This window comes from Mycobacterium nebraskense (assembly GCF_002102255.1).
Classification (GTDB): domain Bacteria; phylum Actinomycetota; class Actinomycetes; order Mycobacteriales; family Mycobacteriaceae; genus Mycobacterium; species Mycobacterium nebraskense.
This window is the reverse complement of record NZ_LQPH01000144.1, coordinates 94,894-116,746: the sequence shown is the minus strand read 5'-3', so window position 1 is coordinate 116,746 and position 21,853 is coordinate 94,894. Positions and strand designations below refer to the sequence as shown.

General features: G+C 66.8%; 19 protein-coding genes and 1 pseudogene. 13 read left to right on the top strand and 7 right to left on the bottom strand.

What is annotated here, in order from left to right; all coding sequences use genetic code 11:
- Position 1: 1 nt before the first annotated feature.
- Both AWC17_RS20105 and adhE read right to left on the bottom strand, forming a co-directional pair.
- The gene (locus AWC17_RS20105; protein WP_231588387.1) at positions 2-1,198 is read right to left on the bottom strand and encodes an acetyl-CoA C-acetyltransferase; all 1,197 of its coding nucleotides are present in this window, start codon (positions 1,196-1,198) and stop codon (positions 2-4) included.
- Between the two features lie 330 nt (positions 1,199-1,528).
- Complete coding sequence (gene adhE, locus AWC17_RS20100; RefSeq protein ID WP_046182689.1) at positions 1,529-4,186, bottom strand: bifunctional acetaldehyde-CoA/alcohol dehydrogenase; 2,658 nt, start codon at positions 4,184-4,186, stop codon at positions 1,529-1,531.
- 174 nt (positions 4,187-4,360) lie between these two features.
- Here adhE and AWC17_RS20095 point away from each other — a divergent pair, with 174 nt between their 5' ends.
- A complete protein-coding gene (locus tag AWC17_RS20095; RefSeq protein ID WP_046182706.1) occupies positions 4,361-4,555 on the top strand; it encodes a ferredoxin in 195 nt (64 codons plus the stop codon).
- Here AWC17_RS20095 and AWC17_RS20090 read toward each other — a convergent pair.
- Entirely contained in the window at positions 4,548-5,222 is a 675-nt protein-coding gene (locus AWC17_RS20090) for a response regulator transcription factor (protein ID WP_208618381.1), read from the bottom strand. The genes AWC17_RS20095 and AWC17_RS20090 overlap by 8 nt on opposite strands.
- A 36-nt stretch (positions 5,223-5,258) precedes the next feature.
- On the opposite strand from AWC17_RS20090, the gene AWC17_RS20085 reads away from it, so the two are divergent.
- From AWC17_RS20085 to AWC17_RS20065, 5 genes are all read left to right on the top strand, one after another.
- Entirely contained in the window at positions 5,259-6,557 is a 1,299-nt protein-coding gene (locus AWC17_RS20085) for a sensor histidine kinase (protein ID WP_231588386.1), read from the top strand.
- A gap of 137 nt (positions 6,558-6,694) precedes the next feature.
- A complete protein-coding gene (locus tag AWC17_RS20080) occupies positions 6,695-7,969 on the top strand; it encodes a cytochrome P450 (RefSeq protein WP_046182691.1) in 1,275 nt (424 codons plus the stop codon).
- A 16-nt stretch (positions 7,970-7,985) separates the two neighbouring features.
- Positions 7,986-9,092, top strand: coding sequence for an NDMA-dependent alcohol dehydrogenase (locus AWC17_RS20075; RefSeq protein WP_046182692.1), 1,107 nt, complete (start codon positions 7,986-7,988; stop codon positions 9,090-9,092).
- Positions 9,093-9,242: 150 nt separating this feature from the next.
- Positions 9,243-10,760: an aldehyde dehydrogenase family protein gene (locus tag AWC17_RS20070; RefSeq protein ID WP_046182708.1), complete on the top strand. Its 1,518-nt coding sequence runs from the start codon at positions 9,243-9,245 to the stop codon at positions 10,758-10,760.
- Positions 10,761-10,767: 7 nt separating this feature from the next.
- Entirely contained in the window at positions 10,768-12,303 is a 1,536-nt protein-coding gene (locus tag AWC17_RS20065; RefSeq protein ID WP_046182693.1) for an AMP-binding protein, read from the top strand.
- Here the strand turns inward: AWC17_RS20065 and AWC17_RS20060 are convergent.
- Both AWC17_RS20060 and AWC17_RS20055 read right to left on the bottom strand, forming a co-directional pair.
- Entirely contained in the window at positions 12,287-13,117 is an 831-nt protein-coding gene (locus AWC17_RS20060; protein ID WP_046182694.1) for an oxidoreductase, read from the bottom strand. The genes AWC17_RS20065 and AWC17_RS20060 overlap by 17 nt on opposite strands.
- Before the next feature lie 78 nt (positions 13,118-13,195).
- Positions 13,196-14,293 carry a bifunctional DNA primase/polymerase gene (locus AWC17_RS20055; RefSeq protein ID WP_046182695.1) on the bottom strand — a complete coding sequence of 366 codons (1,098 nt, stop codon included), beginning with the start codon at positions 14,291-14,293 and terminating at the stop codon, positions 13,196-13,198.
- A 142-nt stretch (positions 14,294-14,435) separates the two neighbouring features.
- Between AWC17_RS20055 and AWC17_RS20050 the strand changes: the two genes are divergently transcribed.
- The gene (locus AWC17_RS20050; protein WP_046182696.1) at positions 14,436-14,900 is read left to right on the top strand and encodes a cyclic nucleotide-binding domain-containing protein; all 465 of its coding nucleotides are present in this window, start codon (positions 14,436-14,438) and stop codon (positions 14,898-14,900) included.
- Between the two features lie 26 nt (positions 14,901-14,926).
- On the opposite strand, the gene AWC17_RS20045 is transcribed toward AWC17_RS20050, so the two are convergent.
- Entirely contained in the window at positions 14,927-15,592 is a 666-nt protein-coding gene (locus tag AWC17_RS20045; protein ID WP_046182697.1) for a nitroreductase family protein, read from the bottom strand.
- Positions 15,593-15,599: 7 nt separating this feature from the next.
- Positions 15,600-17,129 carry an Hsp70 family protein gene (locus tag AWC17_RS20040; RefSeq protein ID WP_046182698.1) on the bottom strand — a complete coding sequence of 510 codons (1,530 nt, stop codon included), beginning with the start codon at positions 17,127-17,129 and terminating at the stop codon, positions 15,600-15,602.
- Between the two features lie 187 nt (positions 17,130-17,316).
- On the opposite strand from AWC17_RS20040, the gene AWC17_RS20035 reads away from it, so the two are divergent.
- The 6 genes and pseudogenes from AWC17_RS20035 to AWC17_RS20010 all read left to right on the top strand — a co-directional run bounded on the left by AWC17_RS20035 (position 17,317) and on the right by AWC17_RS20010 (position 21,853).
- On the top strand, positions 17,317-17,712 hold the full coding sequence (locus AWC17_RS20035) for a SpoIIAA family protein (protein WP_046182699.1): 396 nt from the start codon (positions 17,317-17,319) through the stop codon (positions 17,710-17,712).
- Positions 17,713-17,783: 71 nt separating this feature from the next.
- Positions 17,784-18,197 (top strand): annotated as a pseudogene (locus AWC17_RS20030) (CAP domain-containing protein); the annotation flags it as partial.
- Positions 18,198-18,214: 17 nt separating this feature from the next.
- Positions 18,215-18,568 (top strand): DUF732 domain-containing protein, encoded by a 354-nt coding sequence (locus AWC17_RS20025; RefSeq protein WP_046182701.1) that lies wholly within the window; start codon positions 18,215-18,217, stop codon positions 18,566-18,568.
- Positions 18,569-18,832: 264 nt separating this feature from the next.
- Complete coding sequence (locus AWC17_RS20020) at positions 18,833-19,543, top strand: MlaE family ABC transporter permease (protein WP_276038640.1); 711 nt, start codon at positions 18,833-18,835, stop codon at positions 19,541-19,543.
- Positions 19,540-20,418 carry an ABC transporter permease gene (locus AWC17_RS20015; protein ID WP_046182703.1) on the top strand — a complete coding sequence of 293 codons (879 nt, stop codon included), beginning with the start codon at positions 19,540-19,542 and terminating at the stop codon, positions 20,416-20,418. The genes AWC17_RS20020 and AWC17_RS20015 overlap by 4 nt, the downstream gene beginning before the upstream one ends.
- Before the next feature lie 4 nt (positions 20,419-20,422).
- Positions 20,423-21,853, top strand: coding sequence for an MCE family protein (locus AWC17_RS20010; protein WP_085164998.1), 1,431 nt, complete (start codon positions 20,423-20,425; stop codon positions 21,851-21,853).

Below are 21,853 nucleotides of genomic sequence, written 5' to 3'. Positions count from 1 at the left end.
GTCACACTCGCTCGATGATGGTCGCCGTACCCATTCCGCCGCCGGTACACATCGTCACCAGACCCGTTGTCAGATCTCGGCGTTCGAGCTGGTCCAGGAGAGTGCCGATGAGCATCGCCCCGGTGGCGCCGATGGGGTGGCCGAGGGCGATGGCACCACCGTTGACGTTGACCACCTCGGGGTCGATGTCGAGATCGCGCATCGTCTTGAGCGGAACCGCGGCGAAGGCTTCGTTGATTTCCCAGAGGTCGATGTCTTCCACCGCCATCCCGGCGCGTTCCAGACACCGCTGCGCCGCCGGTCCGGGTGCGGTGAGCATGATGATCGGTTCGCTGCCGATCGCCGCGGTGGCGCGAACCTGTGCGCGCGGGGTGACGCCCTCGGCGTGCATCCAGTTGGAGGATGCGACCAGCACCGCGGCGGCACCGTCGACCACCCCGGACGAATTGCCCGCGTGGTGCACATGATCGATGTGGTCGATGCCGGGGTAGCGCTCAAGGCAGATCTCGTCGAACGTGCGTTGCTCACCGTCGGCGCGGGTGCCGCCCATCGCGGCGAAGGCAGGCTTGAGGCGCGCCAACGCCTCGGTGGTGGTGCCGGGGCGCGGATGTTCGTCGCGTCCGAACGGTCCGTTGGGTGTCGGGACGTCGACCAGCGAACGCACGAACCTTCCCTCGTCGATCGCCACCGCGGCGCGGCTCTGGCTTTGCGCGGCGTAGGCGTCGACCGTTTCCCGGCTGAACCCCTCCAACGTGGCGATCAGGTCGGCCGAAATGCCTTGGGGGACCGTGGGGTACCGCGCCCGGAAGTCGGGGTTGTCGCCATCGATCGTCGGGATTCCCGCTGTGGCGTCCCACCGGGACATCGACTCGACTCCACCGGCGATCACCAGATCCTCGTTGCCGGCGGCGATCGATGACGCCGCGACCGTGACGGCTTGTTGGCCGGATCCGCAGAATCGGTTCAGCGTCATCCCCGGCACGGTCTCGGGCCATCCCGCGACGAGAACCGACAGGCGCGCGATGTCGTCGCCGTGGTCACCGCTGAGGATGCCGTTGCCCGCGATCACGTCATCGACGTCGGCCGGGTCGAAGCCGGTCCGCTCGGCCAGCGCGGTAAGGCAACGGGCGAGCAAGGCCTGCGGATGGACGGGGTGCAGTCCGCCGTCGGGGCGGCCTCGGCCGCGTGGCGTGCGCACCGCATCGAGGATCCAGGCGTCGATGACGGACTCCCATCTGTTGGGGGGCGGGGACCTCACAGATCATCAGTGATCGTAATTCGTCTCTCGGGTTCGGAGAACATCCTTCTCCTAATTGGCGAAGCTATTCTCGCAAAGTGCAAGAAGTGGCGTCTTTGGTCACGTCCGCCACACGGGCCTCGGGGCGGAAGGAATCGACCGTTTGCCCGCCTTACAGCGACAACGCCGGATGCCTGGCATCGCGCAGTCACGTTGTCGCTTGGAGGCGGGCAAAAAGCCCAGTCCTCCGGCGGCATGGCCGGTGTGGCCAATGTGAACCGGGGGCGAGCTTCAGCTTTGAGACGGCTCCGATCGTTCGGGCGGGAGTGACTGCCCGAGAACGGCATCGCCGTAGAAGCCCACCCGAAGCAAAGCGGTGATCTCGCTGACCAAGGGCATCCTCGGATTTGTGCGGTTGCTGAGGTCCTCGAATGCCGTCATCGCCAACGCGGGCAGCGCCGCCAGGAACTCCTCCTCCTCGACGCCGTATTCCCGCAGCGATCGCGGCATGTTCAGCCGGTTCAGCAGATCATCAACCCCTTGGAACAACCGACGGCGGGCTTCGTCGGGCTCATGGCCACCGAAGACCAGCTGGCCGAGCTGCGCGTACTTGTCCGGTGCGATGTAGGCCGAATATCCGGGCGCCGGCATGAACTTGCTTGGCAGACTCGCGTTGTAGCGCAGCACATGCGGCAGGAAGATCCCGTTCGCCCGGCCATGCGCGATTCCGAATTTCGCACCGACGGCATGGGCGAGCGCATGATTCGTCCCGACGAACGCATTCGAGAAGGCCAGCCCGGCAAGAGTCGCCGCATTGGACATGCCCGTGCGCGCGGATAGGTCGTCGGAATCTTCGTATGCTCTCGGCAGCGCGTCGAAGATCAGCCGTGCCGCCTGGGCGCACAACGCATCCGTGTACGGCGAGGCGAAGATCGAGACGATCGCCTCCAGTGCGTGGGTCAGTGCGTCGATGCCGGTGTCGGCGGTCAGCTTCTGCGGCATCGAGGAGGTCAGGACCGGGTCGACGATCGCGAGGTCAGGCACCAGGCTGTAGTCGACGAGCGTCTCCTTCTTCCCGCGCACCGTCAACACGGCCGCTGGCGACACTTCCGATCCGGTGCCCGATGTCGTTGGGACAGCGACCAATTGGACACGATGACGGTCGGTCGGGTAGTCGGCAACGCGCTTGCGGGGGTCGAGGAACGGCATCGTCAACTCGTCGAGGCTCTTCTCCGGGTGTTCGTAGAACAGGCGGATCGCCTTTCCGGCGTCGAGCACCGAGCCGCCGCCAACGGCGATCAACAGGTCGGGTTGGACCCGCTGCAGCAGCGCGACGCCACGGTGGATCGTCGCCTCGTCGGGCTCCGGTGTCACCTCGCTGAACACCTGCACGTGTTGGGTGCGCAACCTGGCGCGCAGCAGGTCAACCACGCCGCGCTCCTCGGTCTGAGCATCGGTGATCACCACGACGGTTTCACAGTCGAGCTCGCGCAAGTTGTCGAGTGCGCCTTCGTTGAAGTAGGTGTTGGACGGGACGCGGAACCATTGCGGCGGGGTGCGGCGGCGCGAGACGGTCTTGATGTTCAGCAGCTGCCGGTAGTTGACGTTCTCCGTCGTGCTGGATCCGCCCCACGTGCCGCAACCCAGCGAGAAGGTGGGGGTCAGGTTGTTGTAGACCCCGCCGAGAGCGCCGACCGCAGTGGGCGCGTTGACCAGGATGCGCCCGGTGCGGACCGCCAGGCCGTATGCCTCGATGACGTCCTCGTCGTTGGCGTAGACCGCCGAGGTGTGGCCCAATCCTCCGTGCTCGGTGACCAGGACGGCGACGTCGATGCCGTGCTGGACACTGCGCGCGCGCACCACCCCGAGCACGGGCATCAGCTTCTCCTGCACCAACGGGTGCGCGGCGAGTTCGTCCAGGTCGGCCGGCAGCGGCGCCAGCAGCACCTTCACGGTCGGTGACACGCTGAAGCCGGCCCGGGCGGCCAGTTCCGACGCCTTCTGTCCGACCGCCTCGAGCGAGATCTTGTCGCCGCAGCCAAACGCGAACTCCGCCACCGCTTGGGCCTCGTCGGGGGTGAGCAACCGGGCGCCCATCCGCTCGAACTCGGCCATCACCTCGTCGTATACCTCGTCGTCGATGACGCACGTTTGCTCGGCCGGGCAGATGACTGACGAGTCAAAGGTTTTCGAGATCAGGATGTCGACGACCGCGCCCTTGAGGTCCGCGGTCTTGTGAATGTAGATCGGGGCGTTGCCGGGACCGACACTGAGCCCCGGCTTTCCGGCCGAATTCGCCAGCGCAACGATCTTCGGTCCGCCGGTCACCCAGATGAAGTCAACTTCTGGGTGTTTGAACAGATAGTGGGTCACCTCGTGCGCGGCGTCCGGGATCACCTGCAGCGCCCCGGATGGCATACCGGCGGCTTCGGCCGCCGTGCGGAGGATCTCCAGGCTGCGTTCGCACGAGCGCACCGCAACCGGTGACGGTCGAAAGAGAATCGCGTTGCGGGTCTTGGCGGCCACGATCGCCTTGAACAGCACCGTCGAGGTCGGGTTGGTCACCGGGGTGATGGCGAGCACCACCCCGATCGGCTCGGCCACGTGCACAATGTTGTTCTCGACGTCCTCGTCGATGACTCCCACCGATTTCTTGCCGCGCAGATAGTCGTGGAGGAATTCGGTGGCCACATAGTTCTTGACGACCTTGTCCTCGAAGACGCCAAATCCGGTCTCCTCGATAGCCACACTCGCCAGTTCCCCTGCGGCGCGTACCCCGGCGCGCACCATCGCCTCGACAATGGCATCGACCTGCTGCTGGTCAAGGTTGCGGAAGGCTCGGGCGGCCGCGGCCGCCCTGTCGACGATCGCATCGACCTCGTGTCTGCGCTGCTCGACAAGCGCGGGTGCTTCGATGGAGGAGGCGGACTCGCTTTGCGTGGTGGTCATGATCGCGTTCTCGACTCAGGAAGGGACACTGGGGTCTCCAGAATGAGCAGATGCTACGCCGTACGCCTCGATGCAAAGTAGAGCTGAAAGGCCCTCGACGAGCTGGCCCGGCCAGGCCACATCTGGCGCGTGTGGACCGCCCGCGGTGCGCAGACGCGGCCGATACTGGCGCTCATGCACATCACCGTCGACTACCAACTTTGTGAGGGACACGGGCAGTGCCTGCTGGCCGCTCCCGACGTTTTCGACATTCCCGACGGTGCCGAACAGGTGGTGGTGCTCGAGCCGGACCCGCCCGAAGCCGACCGCGACCGGCTGGTTCGGGCAGCCGCGATGTGTCCCGCCCAGGCGATCCGAATCCTCAACTGATCCGGCCGGTTTCGGCAACGTCATCGAGCAACCGGTAGCGCCCGGCCAGCGCCGCAGCGGCGATGCGATTGCCGACCCCGAGTTTGTGTAGCAGCGCGGCCACCATGCGTTTGGCGGTGCGTTCCGACACCAGCATCCGCTGGGCGATGTCGCCGGTCTCCATGCCGGACGCGAGCAGGGTCCATAGTTGGAGATCCTGGGCGCTGAGGTTGTCCAGCAGCTCGGACGGCGGCTTGCGGGTGTTGCTCAGCAGCGCATCGAGCAGCGCGCCGTCGATGACGCGCAGGCCCTCCGCGATCGTCCACAGGGGTCCCGCCAGCGCCTCGGGCCGCGCGGTTTTGGGCAGAAAACCGTCGGCGCCGGCCCGCAACGCCTCCTCGGCCAGCGCCAGGTCGTCGGTCCCAGACAGCGCCAGGATCCGGGTCTTCGGGTGGCGCGTCTTGATGTGCCGGATGGCGGCCACCCCGCCCAGCGGCGGCATCGACAGGTCGATGATCGCGACGTCGGCGTCGCACCGGGCCACCAGGTCGGCGGCCTCTTCCACGTACGTCGTCTGGCCGCCGACGGTGAACAGTTCGCCCCATTCGCGGGTGAGCAACAGGGCCAGGCCCTGCGCGAACAGCTCGTGGTCGTCGACGATCACCACGACGTACGGCGAGCGGGTCATTGCCGTGATGCTAGCCGCAACCCTATGGTCAGCCGGGTGAGACCGCTCGATCAACTCAGAACCACGGTGGACTTCTACGGCGAGGACTACGGGCTGGCCCGCACCGTCGTCGCGGTGCGGGTCGCCGTGGTCACCTCAGTCGGTGTGCTGCTGGCGATCGGACCGCACTGGGTCCGCCAGCACGCCGCGGCCATCGTTGCCGTCCTGGGCGCCGCAATGGTCTACGCGGCCGCCGTGATGGCCTACCCGCAGCTCGAGGTTCGACGCACTCGGTATGCGTGGCTGGTCACCGGCTTGGACTCGGCGTTCACCCTTGCGCTCATCGCGCTGAGCGGAGGGGTGTACAGCCCGGTGGTGTCGGTGCTGCCGTTGGCGGTCATCGCCTCGGCGGCCCGGCTGTCGCTCAATGAAACATTGATCGTCGCCGTCCTTTTGGGCGCCGCCTATATCCCCGTGGCGCTGACGTCGTCGCCGGCGCTTCCGGTCACCGCGGCTCCGGCGCTACAGGCCGGCTGGTCGGCGCTGTATCTGATCTTCGTCGCGATCATTACCGCAGGGCTCTCCGCGCTCGCCGAACGCGAACACCGCTCGCGGCTAAGAGCGCTGGTAGAAGCCGAGGCCGAACACGCCGCCGCCGAAGAGGAACGCGACCTGCGGGCCCGCCTGCTGCAGTCCTACCAGTCGCAACAGGATGGACTCCAGGTGTTGGTGCACGAATTCCGCACTCCCGTAACGTCTTTAGAGGCACTGACCGAGGCGCTGACGTCGACGCAACCAATGTCGCAGGTCGACCGGGACACCAGTCTGCAGCTGGTGTCCCGGCACGTGCACCACCTGACGGACATGCTCGACGCCCTCTCCGACGTCGCGCTGAGTCGCCGCCCGACCTTCTCGACGGGCCGGATCCGCCGCGTCGACGTGGCCGACCTTATCGTTGCCGCCGCCGACGCTGTCGGCCTCGCGGCGCCGCGGTTGCGGCTGAGCGTCAGCGGTGACGTCGGCGCCGTGGCCGTGAACGCCCAAGGGCTGCGCCGGGTGCTGACCAACCTGCTGGAGAACGCCTCCCGGCACGGCCGGCGTGAACCGGTCGATGTCACGTGCTCGCGCGAAGCCGACGAGCTGGTCTTCACGGTGGCCGACCGGGGGCCGGGCATCCCGGCCGAAAGCCTTGGCGAGCTGACCACCAAATACGTCAGCGTCGGCGGCCAACGTGGCACCACCGGCCTCGGCCTGTGGATTGTGCAGCAGATCGCCGAAGCGATGGGCGGCCGGGTCGACTTCGCCGCGCGCGACGGCGGCGGCCTGGTCGCCAGCTTCCGCGCACCCATCGCCTGATCGCCGGTTCCATGCGCTGGCCCGCGCAGGCCAGTGATTGGCACCCGCGTCTGTGCCGCGCCGCCGTTGCGCCGACCAGCATGGATACGAAGCCGCGGTGACGTGCACCACTGCACACCGCCAGAAAGGGCCCCCTGATGACCGCACCTACGACCGCGCCCACCCACAAGGACATCGACCTGAGCGCCCGCGCGTTCTGGGCGAAATCCCCGGAAGAGCGCGACGCCGCCTTCGCCGTCCTGCGCGCGGAGAATCCCGTGCCGTGGAGCCGCCCCGCGGAGTCGGATCTGTTGCCCCCCGAGCTCAACACCAGGGGGTTCTGGTCGCTGACCAAACAAGACGACATCCGGATGGCCAGCCGCCACCCGGAGATCTTCTCCTCCGCGCAGGGCATCACGATGGAGGACTTCGCCCCCGAGGCGGTGGAGATCGCGCAGTCGTTCATCGCGATGGACGCCCCGCGGCACACCCAGCTGCGCGGGATCACGACGGAGGCATTCAAGCCCAAGAACGTGCGCCGGCTGGAGGGATGGATCCGGGGCCACGCCCACGACCTGGTCAGCGAGATGGCCCACCTCGGCGAGGGCGACTTCGTCCAACTGGTGTCGGTGAAACTGCCCGGCCGGATCTTCGGCAGCTTCTTTGGGCTGCCCGACGGCGAACTGCGGGACAAGGCCGTCACCGCGGCACAGCGGCTCGTGGGCTGGACAGACCCGAACATCCGCGGCGAGCAGAGCGAACTCGAACTGTTCATGGGCGCCGTGATGGACCTGCACGAGGTCGCAACGGTCTTGATCCCCGAGCGGCGGGCCAACCCCGGTGACGACCTGATGACGTGGATGGTGCAGGCCGAGTTCGACGGCAAGAAGATGACCGACGACGAGCTGAAGGCGTTCTTCGTGCTGATGGGCGTCGCGTCCAACGACACCACGCGGCACGCCTCGGCCCACGCCATCGCCGCCCTCTCGAAGTTCCCCGACCAGCGCGCGCTGCTTGTCGAGGATGTCGAGGGCCGCGTCGGCACCGCGGTCGAGGAGGTCTTGCGCTGGGGATCGCCGTTGCTGCACATGCGCCGCACCGCCACCCAGGACATCACCGTGCGCGGTTCGGAGATCAAGGCCGGCGACAAGGTCGTGCTGTGGTACTACTCGGGCAACCGCGACGAGGACGTCTTCGAAGACCCCCATTCGTTCAACATCCTGCGAAACCCGAACCCGCACATCGCCTTCGGTGGCGGCGGTCCGCACTTCTGCCTGGGCGCCGCGCTGGCGCGCACCATGCTCAAGGCGTTGCTGACCGAGGTCTACACACGCATTCCGGATATCTCGGCACCGGAGCCCAACTATGCGCTGGCCAACTTCATCAACGGCGTCAACAGCCTGCCGGCCACCTGGACGCCCGAGAAGCGCTGACTCCAAGGAGTTCTCGATGAAAACCAAAGCAGCGGTGCTGTGGGGCCTGCACCAGAAGTGGGAAGTCGACGAGGTCGACCTCGACGGGCCCAAGGAGAACGAGGTCCTGGTCAAGATGGCCGCCGCCGGGCTGTGCCACTCCGATGACCACCTGATCACCGGCGACATGCCGATGCAGCTACCGGTGGTCGGTGGGCATGAGGGCGCGGGCGTCGTCGTCGACGTCGGTCCGGGTGTCACCGAAGTCGCCCAAGGCGATTCGGTGGCGCTGAGTTTCATTCCGGCCTGTGGTCGTTGCGAACCGTGTTCGCGCGGCATGAGCAATCTGTGCGTGCTCGGCGCCGCCATCATCGCCGGGCCGCAACTCGACGGCACCTTCCGGTTCCACGCGAAAGGCCAAGGGCTGGGCCAGATGTGCGTGCTGGGAACGTTCTCCGAATACACGGTGGTGCCGCTGGCCTCGGTGATCAAGGTGGATCCGTCCACCGCGCTGGACACCGCCGCCCTGGTCGGGTGCGGAGTCACCACCGGCTACGGCAGCATGGTGCGCACCGGCGAAGCGCGCGACGGCGACACCGTGGTGGTTATGGGTGTGGGCGGTATCGGCATGAACGCGGTGCAGGGCGCACGGATCGCGGGGGCACGCGTCATCGTCGCCCTCGATCCCGTGGAGTACAAACGGTCCCGTTCCCTCGAGTTCGGCGCTACCCACACCGCGGCGACCATCGACGAGGCCCAAGCCCTGATCACCGACCTGACGCGCGGTCAGATGGCCGACGTCTGCGTGGTCAGCACCGATTCGGCCGAGGGGAGCTATGTGGCGCAAGCCCTGAGCCTGGTCGGCAAGCGCGGCAGGGTGGTGATGACCGCGATCCCGCACCCGACCGACACTAGCGTCGACCTGTCGCTGTTCGATTTGACCCTGTACGAAAAGCAGGTCCGCGGTTCGCTTTTCGGATCGTCCAATCCCCGGCACGACATACCCCGAATGCTCGACCTGTACCGCGCCGGCCGGCTCAAGCTCGACGAACTCGTCACCCGCGAGTACACCCTCGAGGACATCAACTCGGGCTACGCCGATCTGCACGCCGGGGTCAATCTCCGCGGGCTGATTCGGTTCTGAACCGCTCATGAGCCTCATCACCATCTTCGTCATTCTTGCGGCCCCGTTGGGCATCCCGGCCGGGGTCAGCGCCGCGCACCACGCCGCCGACCGATTCAGGAACTTCGCACGATGGCGCCGACGGATCCGATGAACAAGAGCGAGGACGATATGACCGGCATTCCGCACTATCCGATGTACATCGACGGGCGGTGGCGCGACGCGTCAAGCAGCTTAGAGGTGCGCGATCCCGCGACGAATGAATTGGTCGCGACCGTCGCCCAGGGCGATGTCACTGTGGCCGATGAGGCCGTCGCGGCGGCAAAGGCAGCACATGCCTGCGGTGTCTGGCGGATGACGCCCCCGGACGAACGCGCCCGCATACTCGACGCGATCGCCGACAACCTCGCCGCACGGTTCGACGAGTTGACCGCGCTACAGGTACGCGAAAATGGCGCGACCGCACGGTCCGCGGGCGCTTTTCTCTTGGGCTACTCGATCGCCCACCTGAAATATTTCGCCTCGTTGGCGCGGTCGTATGCGTTCGAGGAATCCGGGCTCTTGATCGAGGCGCCCACGCTCGCCGCCGGCGTGCTTCGTCGCGAGCCGGTGGGCGTCTGCGCCGGCATCGTGCCGTGGAACTTCCCGTTGCTGCTGGCGGTGTGGAAGCTGGGCCCCGCCTTGGCGGCCGGCAACACGATAGTGCTCAAACCCGACGATCAGACGCCGTTGACATTGCTCGAATTGGCCAGGGCGGCGGACGAAGTCGGACTGCCTGCGGGGGTGCTCAACGTTGTCACCGGACCCGGCCAGGTCGTCGGCGCCCGGCTCGCGGAACACCCCGATGTGCGCAAAGTGGCCTTCACCGGCTCAACAGAAGTCGGTAAGACCGTGATGCGTGCCGCCGCCGGCAACGTCAAGAAGGTCACCCTCGAGTTGGGCGGCAAGGGCGCCAACATCGTCTGCGATGACGCCGACCTCGACTTGGCGGTCGACGGCACGCTGTTCGGATTCTTGCTGATGTGTGGTCAGGCCTGTGAGTCCGGAACCCGGCTGTTGCTGCACGAATCGATTCACGACGAGTTCGTGCGACGGCTGGTCGCCCGCGCCTCCACCCTTGTCGTCGGTAATCCGATGGACCCGACCACAGACATCGGCCCGCTGATATCCGCCAAACAGAAAGCACGGGTGGAGAAGTACATCGCGCTCGGGCAAGAGGCGGGATGCAAGGTTGCGTTCCAGGGCACGGTCCCTGCCGAAGCCGGACTCGCCGATGGCCATTGGGTCGCGCCGACGATCCTGACCGGCGCTACCAACGACATGCGGGTGGCGCGCGAGGAGATCTTCGGGCCGGTGCTCGTTGTGATCAAGTGCGCCGACGACGCCGAGGCGGTCGCGATCGCCAACGACAGCGAGTACGGATTGTCCGCGGGTGTGTGGAGCGCAGACAATGAACGCGCATTGGCGATCGCCCGCGAGCTGGAATCGGGCACGGTGTGGATCAACGACTGGCACATGGTCAACGCGATGTTCCCCTTCGGCGGTATGAAGCAAAGCGGTCTGGGGCGTGAGCTCGGGCCCAGGGCCCTCGACGAGTACACCGAGCAGAAGTTCGTGCATGTCGACATGACCAATGACCGGGCCAAGCGGGTGTATGCCGTAGTGGTGTCGGCCGCGGCAACGGCCTGATCGATCGATGTACCCGCGTAAACATGCGGACAAGGGGCCTGATCGCCCTGCCGTCATCCTGGCGGAGTCCGGACATGTGTTGACCTACCGGCAACTCGACGACAACTCCGCTGCGCTGGCGCGGGTGCTGTACGACGCCGGACTCCGCCGCGGCGATGTCGTCGCGCTGCTGTCCGACAACGCCGCCGAAGTCTTCGAGGTGTACTGGGCGACGCAACGATCGGGCCTGTACGTCACCGCCGTCAATCACCACCTGACGGCGCAGGAGGCCGCCTACATCGTGCGTGACTCGGGCGCACGCGCGGTGATCGTCTCGGCCGAACTGGCCGACCTGGCGGCCGAAGTCGCCGCGCGGGCCGACAATCCCGGGCCGCGGCTGGCATTCGGCGGTGACGTTCCCAGTTTCGCCTGCTACGAAAAGGCTCTCGCCGAGGCCGGCCCCCGCTTGCACCGGGAACCGGCCGGCGCCGTCATGCTGTACTCCTCTGGCACAACGGGATTCCCCAAGGGCGTCAAGCCCCCACTGCCCAACCGGCGTATCGACGAACCGGGCGATCCGATCGTGGCCATGGCCAGCCATTTCTACGGAATCCAAGCCAGCGACATCTACCTCTCTCCGGCACCCGTCTACCACGCCGCGCCCTTGCGATGGTGCGGCATGGTGCAGGCACTCGGTGGAGCGGTGGTGCTGGCCAAGAAGTTCGACGCCGAAGCCACCATGCGCTACATCGAGCAATACCGGGTCACCGTCGCGCAGCTCGTTCCCACCATGTTCGTGCGGCTGCTCAAACTCAACGAGACCACCCGCCGCCGCTACGACTTGTCGAGCCTGCGGATGCTCATGCATTCGGCCGCGCCCTGCCCCAGCGATGTCAAACGGGCGATGATCGAGTGGCTCGGCCCGATTCTCTACGAGTTCTACGGCTCCACCGAGGCGCACGGCCTGACGTTCATCGATTCCGAGCAATGGCTCACCCACCCCGGGTCGGTGGGCCAAAGCGTGCTGGGCGTGCTGCACGTCTGCGACGACGACGGAAACGAGCTACCCGCCGGAGCGGTCGGCACCGTGTACTTCGAACGCGATCATCTTCCGTTCGAATACCACAACGATCCCGACAAGACCGCCGCGGCCTGCCACCCGGAACACCCATACTGGACGACCGTCGGCGACCTCGGCTACCTCGACCCCGACGGCTTCCTGTACCTGACCGACCGAAAGTCGTTCATGATTATCTCCGGCGGGGTCAACATCTACCCGCAGGAAGTGGAGAACGCCCTGGCACTGCACCCCGCGGTGCTCGATGTCGCCGTCATCGGCGTGCCCCACCCCGAAATGGGTGAGGAAGTCAAAGCCCTCGTACAGCTGGCGCCAGGGCTGAGTGGAACCGATTCCCTCGCAGCAGATCTCATCGACTACGTCCGCGATCGGATTGCCCACTACAAGGCGCCCCGTTCGGTCGACTTCGTCGACGAACTGCCCCGGACCCCGACCGGCAAGCTCGCGAAAAACAAGCTGCGGCGGCCGGTTACGGCTCGAAGTTAGTGCCGCTCGTCAGCTGTTCCCATTTCGCGATCTCGGTCGCGCGCGCGTCCGCGACGTAGCGGTAGAAGGCCAGGGCGTCGGGGCCGAGCAGCAGGAATCCCGGGGGCTCGCTTGACTCGACCGCCGCGATGATCGCGGCGGCCGCCCTGGCGGGGTCGCCCGCCTGGTTGCCGTGCATGGTGTCGTTCTCCTTGCGGCGCTGCCCGGCGGTGGCGGCGTAGTCGTCGATGATGGTGGCCGACTGGACGAGCGAGCGCCCGGCGAAATCCGTGCGGAACGCACCGGGCTCGACGATGGTCACCGAGATGCCCAGCGGGGCAAGCTCGCCGCGCAGCGCGCCGCTCATGCCTTCGATGGCGGCCTTGGCCGCCGCGTAGTAGCCGGACCCCACCGGAGTTACCGTTGCGCCGATCGAGGAGATGTTGACGATCGCGCCGCTGCGGCGCGTCCGCATGCCAGGCAGGACCGCCTTGATCATCGCGACGGTGCCGAAGAAGTGTGTCTCGAACAGGGCGCGCACGTCGGCGTCGTCGCCCTCCTCGACCGCGGCGCGGTAACCGTAGCCGGCGTTGTTCACGAGTACGTCGACGTGGCCGAACAGGTCGTGCGCCTGCCGCACGGCCGAGGCGACCTGTGCGGGGTCGGTGACGTCAAGGGCGGCCGCGAGCACGCGCTCCGGCGCGGCTGACGCCAGGTCGGCGACCTTCGCGACGTCGCGCGCGGTGACGACCGCGTTGTGGCCGGCCCCGATGACGGCTTCGGCGAGCGCACGGCCGAGTCCCGTCGAGCAGCCAGTGATCAGCCAGGTGGACATGGCGTTGTCTCCTTCTCGCCGAGACGCAACAAGTACCGTGAAATGTGTTGTCAGACTACGGCACTGACTTGCGTCAGGTCACTCGTCGTGCTGCCGCCGATATGGCCGCCACTTCAGGCGTGCGAATCGCGCCAGCTGTGGGGGGTACGCGAACCGGCCCGGTCGCTGCGGCTGCTCATGGTGATGCGCGCGGGCCGGGTCGGTGTGCGCCGCCGCCCACTGGGCAAGCCGGACGAACTCGCTGCCCAGCTGGCGGCGCCGGGCGGGATCGTCATCGTCGGTGAATGCTGCCGTGAATGCTGTGTGGAGTTGGTCGAACGCCTCGCGCGCCGGGTAGCACCCGGCCATCGCCTCGGAGAATGCCCACGGCAGCACGCTCGCCATCGTGTCGTGCCGCGAACACCCATCGGCTACCTGGTTTCTGAACCTGGTGAGTGGTCCCCTCGGCGAGTTGCGGCAGCCCTGCCGCCCGCAGCCGCCGCCCGCGTGCGTGTCCAGGAACTCTTCCAGCTCCGCTTGGGTGAGCGGGTCGGCTTCGCCGGCGGCGGCCAACAGGGATGCGTGCAGCACTTCGGGGAGCGGACGCAGCGCGCCCACGCGCTTCCATTGGTAGCGACCGCCTTTGGTCGTGGCATCGGGGTGCGGCGTCGGGGCCGCGATTATGACGCCGTTGCGTCCCCGCACCTGCCCCCAACGCCGGAACGCACCCGGGCCGTTACCGAACGAGTCGCCCGGTGCCGTCGCGAACAGGTAATGGCCACGGTCGCCCTCGCGCCGGGTGGTCTGCACCGCCGCGGCCGACCGCAGCGCCTGGGCGATGTCCGGTCGACCGGCGCGCGCGATCACGCCGAGATCGTCGATGTCGAGGTCGAACGCCACCGCTCCGGACCTGCCGACGTGCAGGGCTATGCCGTTGCCGGCATCTTCGCGCCACCACGCGCGTATCTGCCGGGGGTCGCGGCTTGACTTGTCCTGCCAGTGGCCATGCACGACGCTGCCGGGGTTCTTGATATCGGCGGGGTTGGTCGGCAGGACGTACCAGCCCGCGCGCGCGTACGCCAGGGCAGCGTTAACCGGTGATAGGCCCGCCACGTCGGGTACCCAAGGTGGGTTCCGATCGTCGTCCAACTCGATCGCGCCGACTACATCCCTCGTCGGGAAGTCGCGGGGGATCACGAAAGCATCGTACGAGGGTGGTCCGACACCCGGCGTTGGCTTTCGGCAGGCAATTCTTCTCTTCGATCGCGGGACGAGGGCCTTCATCATCGACTATCGTCCGTCTCAGGCAATTGATCGGCACCGGTGAAGGAAGCAGGCAGTGAGGACGCTAGAAGGCGTTCTGGCCAGACACCCGTTCTTCCGCGGGATGGACCCGCGCCATTTGCAGTTGGCGGTCGGGTGTGCGGCAAACATGCGCTTCAGCGCGGGTGAGTTGATCTTCCGCGAGGGTCACCCCGCTGATCACTTCTACCTCATCCGCGCCGGCAGGATCGCGCTCGAAACCCCCGTACTGGGCCGTGGCAGCTTGACGGTGCAGACACTCGGAGACGGGGACATCCTTGGATGGTCGTGGTTGGTGCCGCCGTACAACTCGCGGTTCGACGCGCGCGCCGTTGAGACGACGCGCGCCATCGGTTTCGACGGCAAGTGCCTGCGCGACAAGTGCGAAGAGGACCACGAACTCGGGTACGAGCTGCAGAAGCGTGTGATCGCGGTTCTCGGAGAGTATCTCGATGCGACAAGGTTCCGGCTCCTAGACATCTATGCCGATGTCATGGAATAAGGACGGACCGGCCCAGCGGCAGGCCCTCATCCCTCGAATGCCGGGCCGTCGAAGCGCCCGCGGGTGACGAACTCCGCGACCGGACGGCGGCGCAGCTTGGTCGGCTGGCGCACCGGTTTGCCAAGGGGCACAACGGCGGCGACCGCGTGCAGGCCGGGTATTCCCAGCAGGCGGCGGACCTGGTCCTCGGCCGCGACGGCCATGGTCGTGATGGTGCCGCCGTACCCCTCGCTGCGGGCGGCGAGCAGGATGTTCCAGATCAGCGGGTACACCGATGCACCGCCGGCCAGGCCGACGCGGTCCAAGTCCTGGTCGATCGAGGCGACGACGGTCAGGTCGACCGAAACCACCAGGACGACCGGTGCTTTCGCGATCGGCGCGACGAAGGTGTCGGGGATCTCGGTTCGGTCGATGACGTCTTGCGGCACACCGCTGGGATGGATTGAATTCCAGGGGTTTTCACCCGCCTGCAGCTGGGCGAAGTAGCGGCGGGCGGCGGCCGTACCCAGCTCGGCGAGCCGGCGACGGACGTCCGGGTCGCGCACCACGGTGATGTGGGCGCCCTGCCGGTTGCCGCCGCTCGGCGCGAACCGGGCGTTGTCGAAGATGCGCCACAACACCTCGTCGGGCAGCGGGTCGTCGGTGAATTCCCGCGCCGCGAAAGTCGTTCGCATGACGTCATACAGTTCCATGGCCGCGTCACGCGCTCGCGGAGGCGCGGCGCTCCAGGCGGAAGGTGCGCTTGAATCCGGCCGGCTGCGTTGTCAGGGTCACTTCCACCGCGCCGCCGGGGGCGATGACGTAGCGCTCCTCGACGTCGGGCCCGTCCCGCCACCGGCCGACCGGCTGACGCCCGAGGTCGTCGCGATCGTGCAGGGCCGGGTCGAAGGGGAAGAGGACCGGATCGTAGGGTGTCACGTCGCCGTCGGGCCGGCCGTTGACCAGGCGGCTGCACTCCACGAACCGGAAGTGGCCGATGTTGTGCGCCGCGCGATACCTCCGCTTCACCACCAGTGGGGTGTGCCCATCGGCGGGCAGGGAGACGTCCTTGCACACGATCGGGTCGAAGACGACGCCCGCGCCGGCTTCCGCCTCGCGGAAGACCCCGAAGTTGCGCGAGAAGCGTTCGGAGAGGGCGAAATCGGATTCCTTGTCGAGGAAGACGGCCAGGCCGATGGCGGTGGCAGCGAAGGGGTGCGGCGAGCGTTTCACCCGCTTGTCGCCGAACGTGGTGCGCAGCATCCGCGAAACCAGCGGGAAGCTGCCGGCCCCGCCCACGACGTAGATGCCGGCGACCTCAGACCACGTCACGTCGCGGCCGCCCGCGGCCGGGTTGTGCAGAACGCGGTCGAGCAACTCCACCGTCTTGTCGACGAGCGGCGCGCAGGCCTCATAGACGTCGTCGACGGGGCAGGAAAACGGGGGCCGGTCCACCCCGTCGACCCCCGTCAGGTCCACCAGGAAGCGGCGCGTCTGTGGCCCCACTGCCTCCTTGCGGGCGGCGCACTCCTCCCGCAGCAGGTCGCGGCCGGCGGAGTCCAGCCCGGACAGCCGCGAGCGCGCGAGGACGAGCTCGACGATCGCCTCGTCGAAGTCATCGCCGCCGAGGCGCTGAATGCCCTCACTGATGACGACCTCGTTCGCGTGCCCGGTCATCTTGAGCAGCGAGGCGTCGAAGGTGCCCCCGCCCAGGTCGTAGATCAGGACGTACTCCCGCTTGGCGGTGATCGTGGAGCGGTACCGGTGCGCGTATTCCAGGCTCGCGGCGGACGGCTCGTTGAGCAGCGCGACGACGTGGAAACCCGCCGTAACGAACGCGTCCAGTGTCAGGAGGCGTTGGGCGCTCGAGGCGTTGGCCGGCACGCTGATCGCGGCCTCGATGGTTTCCCCCGCGGTGAGGCTGGCATTGGAGCGGCGCAGCAGGTCGATTTTCAGCTGGGCCAGAAAGCCGGTGAGCAGGTCGGCCAGTCGATGGCTGCGGCCGGCCAGGCTCACTTCCGTCTGGGGTCCGGCCTCGTTGAGCAGACGTTTGAACGACCGCAACACCGACCATTCCGGGTCGTGGCGGACGGCGGCGGCCTCCGCGCCGAACCGCAGCTCCCCGGCGGCGTTGGCCGCGACGATCGACGGCCATGCGTCGACACCATCGAAGGAGACGACGGGGTAGTTGCCTCGGTCGACGGCGGCAACGACGGTGTGTGTGGTTCCGAAGTCGATGCCGACTCTCATCGCGCAATCTTAGGACCGCGCCGGGGCCTTGGAACAAGGTTTTTGCCCGGCGCGCCGCGGCCCGACGGGTCCTCGAGTTAACGGCCACCGGTCGCTTCTTCCGATGACTTTGGCCCCTAGGCCGCCGCGCTCGACGCGGAGACGATGACCGGACCGAAAAAGATTGCGTTTGTTTTCAGGAGGCGTCGTGATTGAGATACTCAACGGCTTTCCCGACGACGTGGCCGCTTTCGCCATTCATGGGCACGTGACCAAGGCCGATTACGACGCGGTACTGATACCCAGCTTCGAAGACAGACTGACTCGGCACAATAAGGTCCGGATATATTGCGAAATCGCTCCTGACTTAACCATTCTCGGGCCGGGTGCCGTATGGGCGGATTCGAAGTTCGGCGTGGACCACTACTTCGACTGGGATCGGTGCGCGATCGTCAGTGACGCGCAATGGGTGAAGCACGTAGCGAAACTCACTGAACTTCTGGGTTTTCTATGGCCGGGAAAGTACCGTACGTTTTCGGAGGACGAGGCCGAAGAGGCGCGCCAATGGATTTCCGAGCCCGGCGGTAGGCGCGGGGCCGCATGAAACTGCGCGACGCCATTCGTTGCTGCACGGCGATGCTGGCCGTCCTCCTCGCCGGCACGGTACTCGCCCGCACGCCAACGGCGAACGCGGACAACAAGCGGCTCAACGACGGAGTCGTCGCCAACGTCTACACCGTCCAGCACAATGCCGGTTGCACCAACGACGTGCGGATCAACCCGCAATTGCAGCTGGCGGCGCAATGGCACACCGACGATGTACTCGCCAACCGCGCGCTCGACGGTGACATCGGCTCCGACGGCTCGACGCCACCGGACCGGGCGAATGCAGCGGGCTATGGGGGCAGCGTCGCCGAAACCGTCGCGATCAACCCGGCGCTGGCGATCAGCGGCCTCGAGGTGATCAACCAGTGGTACTACAACCCCGCCTACCTGGCGATCATGCGGAATTGTGCCTATACGCAGATGGGGGTCTGGTCGGAGAACAGCCTGGACCGCAGCGTGGTCGTTGCCATGTATGGCGCACCCGGCGCTGGGGCGCCGAGATGAACCTTCGTCAGCTGACCGGTCCGGCCGCGGCCGCGGCGGTCCTGCTGTGCACCGGCCCGCCCCCCGCGCGGGCCGATGCGGTGGCCTACCTCGTCAACGTGACGGTGCGCCCGGGCTACAACTTCCCTAACGCCGACGCCGCCCTGGCGTACGGGAACGGCATTTGCGACAAGGTGCGGGTGGGGGAGCGCTATGCGCAGATCATGACGGAGGTCAAAGAGGATTTCAGCAACTCCGACGAGTTTCAGGCCTCGTATCTGATAAGCCAGGCCGTCGGTGAATTGTGCCCCGCCCAGATCTGGCAGTTGCGGCAATCGGCCGCCGGATACGTTCCGCCCACGGGGCCGTGACGCAATGACAACACCGGTCGAATATCCCAGTCATCATGGCCGTGGATCTTGTTCACTCCAAGTGCATTTCGCGCTAGGCCGGCAAACATCGCGAATGTGCCTTCGCGCCGTGGACGTTTGTTGTACGGTTCCCCACAAGCGACTCCAGGTTAGGCGCGCAGGCGTCGCGAGGACGGTCATATTTCCGGGCCGCGGGAGGGATTTGCCGTGATTTCCTCAGAGTCCGTCACCAAACCCCTTCGCTCGGTCGGCGGATTCTTCGCCATGTCGCTCGACACCTACGTGGCGATGTTCAAGCTGCCGTTTCCATGGCGTGAGTTTCTCTTTCAGACCTGGTTCGTGGCGCGGGTGTCGATCATTCCGACGCTGTTGCTGACGATTCCGTTCACCGTGCTCGTCGTGTTCACCATGAACATCCTGTTGGTCGAGTTCGGGGCGGCCGACTTCTCCGGCACGGGCGCCGCGACCGCCTCGGTCACCCAGATCGGGCCGGTCGTGACCGTTCTCGTCGTCGCCGGCACCGGGGCCACGGCGATGTGCGCCGACCTGGGAGCGCGTGCCATCCACGACGAACTCGATGCGTTACGGGTGATGGGCGTCGACCCGGTTCGCCGGCTGGCCGCACCCCGGGTGTTGGCGGCCACGGTCGTCGCGGTGTCCTTGGTCTCGCTGGTGACGCTGGTGGGCCTGGCCGGGTCGTTTTTCTTCTCGGTCTTCGTCCAGCACGTCACCCCAGGCGCCTTCGCAGCGGGTCTGACGCTGCTCACCCACCTGCCCGACCTCATCCTCGGTCTGGTCAAAGGGGCGCTGTTCGGGATGGCGGCCGCTCTGATCGCTTGCTACAAGGGCATTTCCGTCGGCGGCGGCCCGCAGGGTGTCGGCAACGCCGTCAACGAAACCGTCGTGTACTCATTCATCGCCCTGTTCGTGATCAACATCGTGGCGACAGCCGTCTTCTACACGGGGCCGCAATGACCGCCGACAGCGCGATACACCAGCGATTCGCCTGGCTGCTGCGCGCGGCGAGCCGCGTCGCCGGCGGCTGGAATCGCGTCGCCGACGGCTGGAATCGCGTTGGCGCGCAGGTGAAGTTCTATTCGATGGCGGTCACCGAGATGCGGACGGCCTTCGTTCGCTACGGGAAGGAAATCATCCGACTGGTCGCCCAGATGAGCCTGGGCACCGGCGCGCTGGCGGTGATCGGCGGCACGGTGGTGATCGTGGGTTTCCTGACCCTGTCGACCGGCGCGGTCATCGCGGTGCAGGGCTATAACCAGCTGTCCGGCATCGGCGTTGAGGCGATGACGGGATTCATCTCCGCCTACGTCAACGTACGCATCATTTCACCGGCGGTCGCCGGAGTCGGTCTGGCCGCGACCATCGGCGCGGGCGCCACCGCGCAATTGGGCGCGATGCGGATCGCCGACGAGATCGATGCGCTCGAGGTGATGGCGGTGCGGTCTGTGGCCTACCTCGTCTCGACCCGGGTGGTCGCGGGCGTTGTCGTCGTCATCCCGCTGTATTGCGTGGCGGTGGTGTGTGCGTTTCAGGCGGCCCGGTTCGGCACGACGGGCATCTACGGCCAGTCCACCGGGGTCTACGACCATTATTTCCGTACATTTCTCAATTCGACCGACCTGCTCTGGTCATTCGTCACGGTGATCACCGCGGCGATCGCCGTCATGCTCGTGCACACCTATTACGGCTACAACGCCTCGGGCGGACCCGCCGGTGTCGGTCGTGCGGTCGGTCACTCGGTCCGCACTTCCCTCATCGTGTTGACGCTGATCGTGTTGGCGATCTCCCTTTCCGTACACGGCCAGTCCGGCCACTTCAATCTTTCGGGGTAGGGACATGTCGGAATCGCGCTCGGAGGGCATGCATCCCGCGTGGTGGACATTGATTTTGGTCGTCGCCACCCTCGGCACCGTCGTGCTGACGTCCGCCTTCTTCTCGGGGTCGTTCAAGTCGTATGTGCCGGTGACGGTGATCTCCGACCGGGCGGGCCTGGTGATGGACCGTGGCGGCAAGGTCAAGATGCGTGGGGTGCAGGTGGGTCGGGTCGCCGAGATCACCACCGGGAAGGACCAAGTCAGCCTCAGGCTGGACCTCTACCCGGACCAGGTCAAATACATCCCTGCGAACGTGCATGCCCGCATCAGGGCCACCACGTTCTTCAGCGGCAAATACGTCGACCTCGTCTACCCGAACCAGCCCGCCCCGAAGCGCCTCGCGGCCGGAGCGGTGATCAGGGTCGAGAACGTCGGCACCGAGGTCAACACCATGTTCGCCAATCTCGTCAAGGTGCTGGACGAGATCGACCCGGCCAAGCTTCAGGGCGTCCTGTCCGCGCTGGCCGAGGGTTTGCGCGGGCGCGGCGCAATCATGGGCCAGGGCATCACCGACGCGAACGAGGTGCTGCGCGAGATCAATCCGCGCGCCGAAACCGTCCGCGCGGACATTCGCGCGGTCCAGCGTGTCGGCGACACCTATGGCCCTGCCGCGCAGGACATACTGCGGGTGCTCGACGCGGCCAGCGTCACTAGCGGCACGGTCAACGATGACCCATCCGCCCTGGACTCGCTGCTCACCGGCGTCATCGGCCTGTCTCGCAGTGGTATCAACCTCGTTGGCCCCAATAAGGACAACATCATCAGGGCAGTCAATCTGCTCGAACCGACGACGAGCCTGCTGATGAAATACAACCCCGCGCTGACGTGCATGCTGGTCGGCGCCAAGACCGCCCTCGATACCGGGTACCGGGACGCGATGGGCGGCGCCAACGGCTACTCGCTGATCATCGACAGCACACCGCTGTTCGGTGCGGACCAATACCGGTACCCGCAGAACGTTCCGATCGTGGGCGCCAGGGGCGGGCCCGGCGGTAAGCCGGGCTGCGGATCGCTGCCGGATGTCGCCGCGAATTGGCCATTGCGTGGGTTGATTACGAACACCGGCTGGGGAACCGGCCTGGACATCCGGCCCAACCCCGGAATCGCCTTCCCCGGATACGCCGACTACCTGCCCGTCACCCGGGGGATCCCCGAACCGCCCAGCATCCGCTATCCGGGCGGCCCCGCGCCCGGCCCGATCCCGTACCCGGGGGCGCCGCCGTACGGCGCCCCGCAATACGCCCCGGACGGGACACCGCTGTACCCGGGTCTGCCGCCGGCGCCACCGCCGGGTGCACCGCCCGAACCCGGTTCCCCGCCACCGGGATCCGAGCCGGCCGTGATCCCGGCCCCCGCACAGCTGCAGCCCACCCCCGCACCGCCACCCCCATAA

Coding starts and splice junctions, on each gene's coding strand:
- adhE (WP_046182689.1), bottom strand. CDS start 4,186: ATGACCACCACGCAAAGCGAGTCCGCCTCCTCCATCGAAGCACCCGCG.
- AWC17_RS20095 (WP_046182706.1), top strand. CDS start 4,361: ATGCACATCACCGTCGACTACCAACTTTGTGAGGGACACGGGCAGTGC.
- AWC17_RS20090 (WP_208618381.1), bottom strand. CDS start 5,222: ATGACCCGCTCGCCGTACGTCGTGGTGATCGTCGACGACCACGAGCTG.
- AWC17_RS20080 (WP_046182691.1), top strand. CDS start 6,695: ATGACCGCACCTACGACCGCGCCCACCCACAAGGACATCGACCTGAGC.
- AWC17_RS20075 (WP_046182692.1), top strand. CDS start 7,986: ATGAAAACCAAAGCAGCGGTGCTGTGGGGCCTGCACCAGAAGTGGGAA.
- AWC17_RS20070 (WP_046182708.1), top strand. CDS start 9,243: ATGACCGGCATTCCGCACTATCCGATGTACATCGACGGGCGGTGGCGC.
- AWC17_RS20065 (WP_046182693.1), top strand. CDS start 10,768: ATGTACCCGCGTAAACATGCGGACAAGGGGCCTGATCGCCCTGCCGTC.
- AWC17_RS20060 (WP_046182694.1), bottom strand. CDS start 13,117: ATGTCCACCTGGCTGATCACTGGCTGCTCGACGGGACTCGGCCGTGCG.
- AWC17_RS20045 (WP_046182697.1), bottom strand. CDS start 15,592: ATGGAACTGTATGACGTCATGCGAACGACTTTCGCGGCGCGGGAATTC.
- AWC17_RS20040 (WP_046182698.1), bottom strand. CDS start 17,129: ATGAGAGTCGGCATCGACTTCGGAACCACACACACCGTCGTTGCCGCC.
- AWC17_RS20025 (WP_046182701.1), top strand. CDS start 18,215: ATGAACCTTCGTCAGCTGACCGGTCCGGCCGCGGCCGCGGCGGTCCTG.
- AWC17_RS20020 (WP_276038640.1), top strand. CDS start 18,833: ATGTCGCTCGACACCTACGTGGCGATGTTCAAGCTGCCGTTTCCATGG.
- AWC17_RS20015 (WP_046182703.1), top strand. CDS start 19,540: ATGACCGCCGACAGCGCGATACACCAGCGATTCGCCTGGCTGCTGCGC.
- AWC17_RS20010 (WP_085164998.1), top strand. CDS start 20,423: ATGTCGGAATCGCGCTCGGAGGGCATGCATCCCGCGTGGTGGACATTG.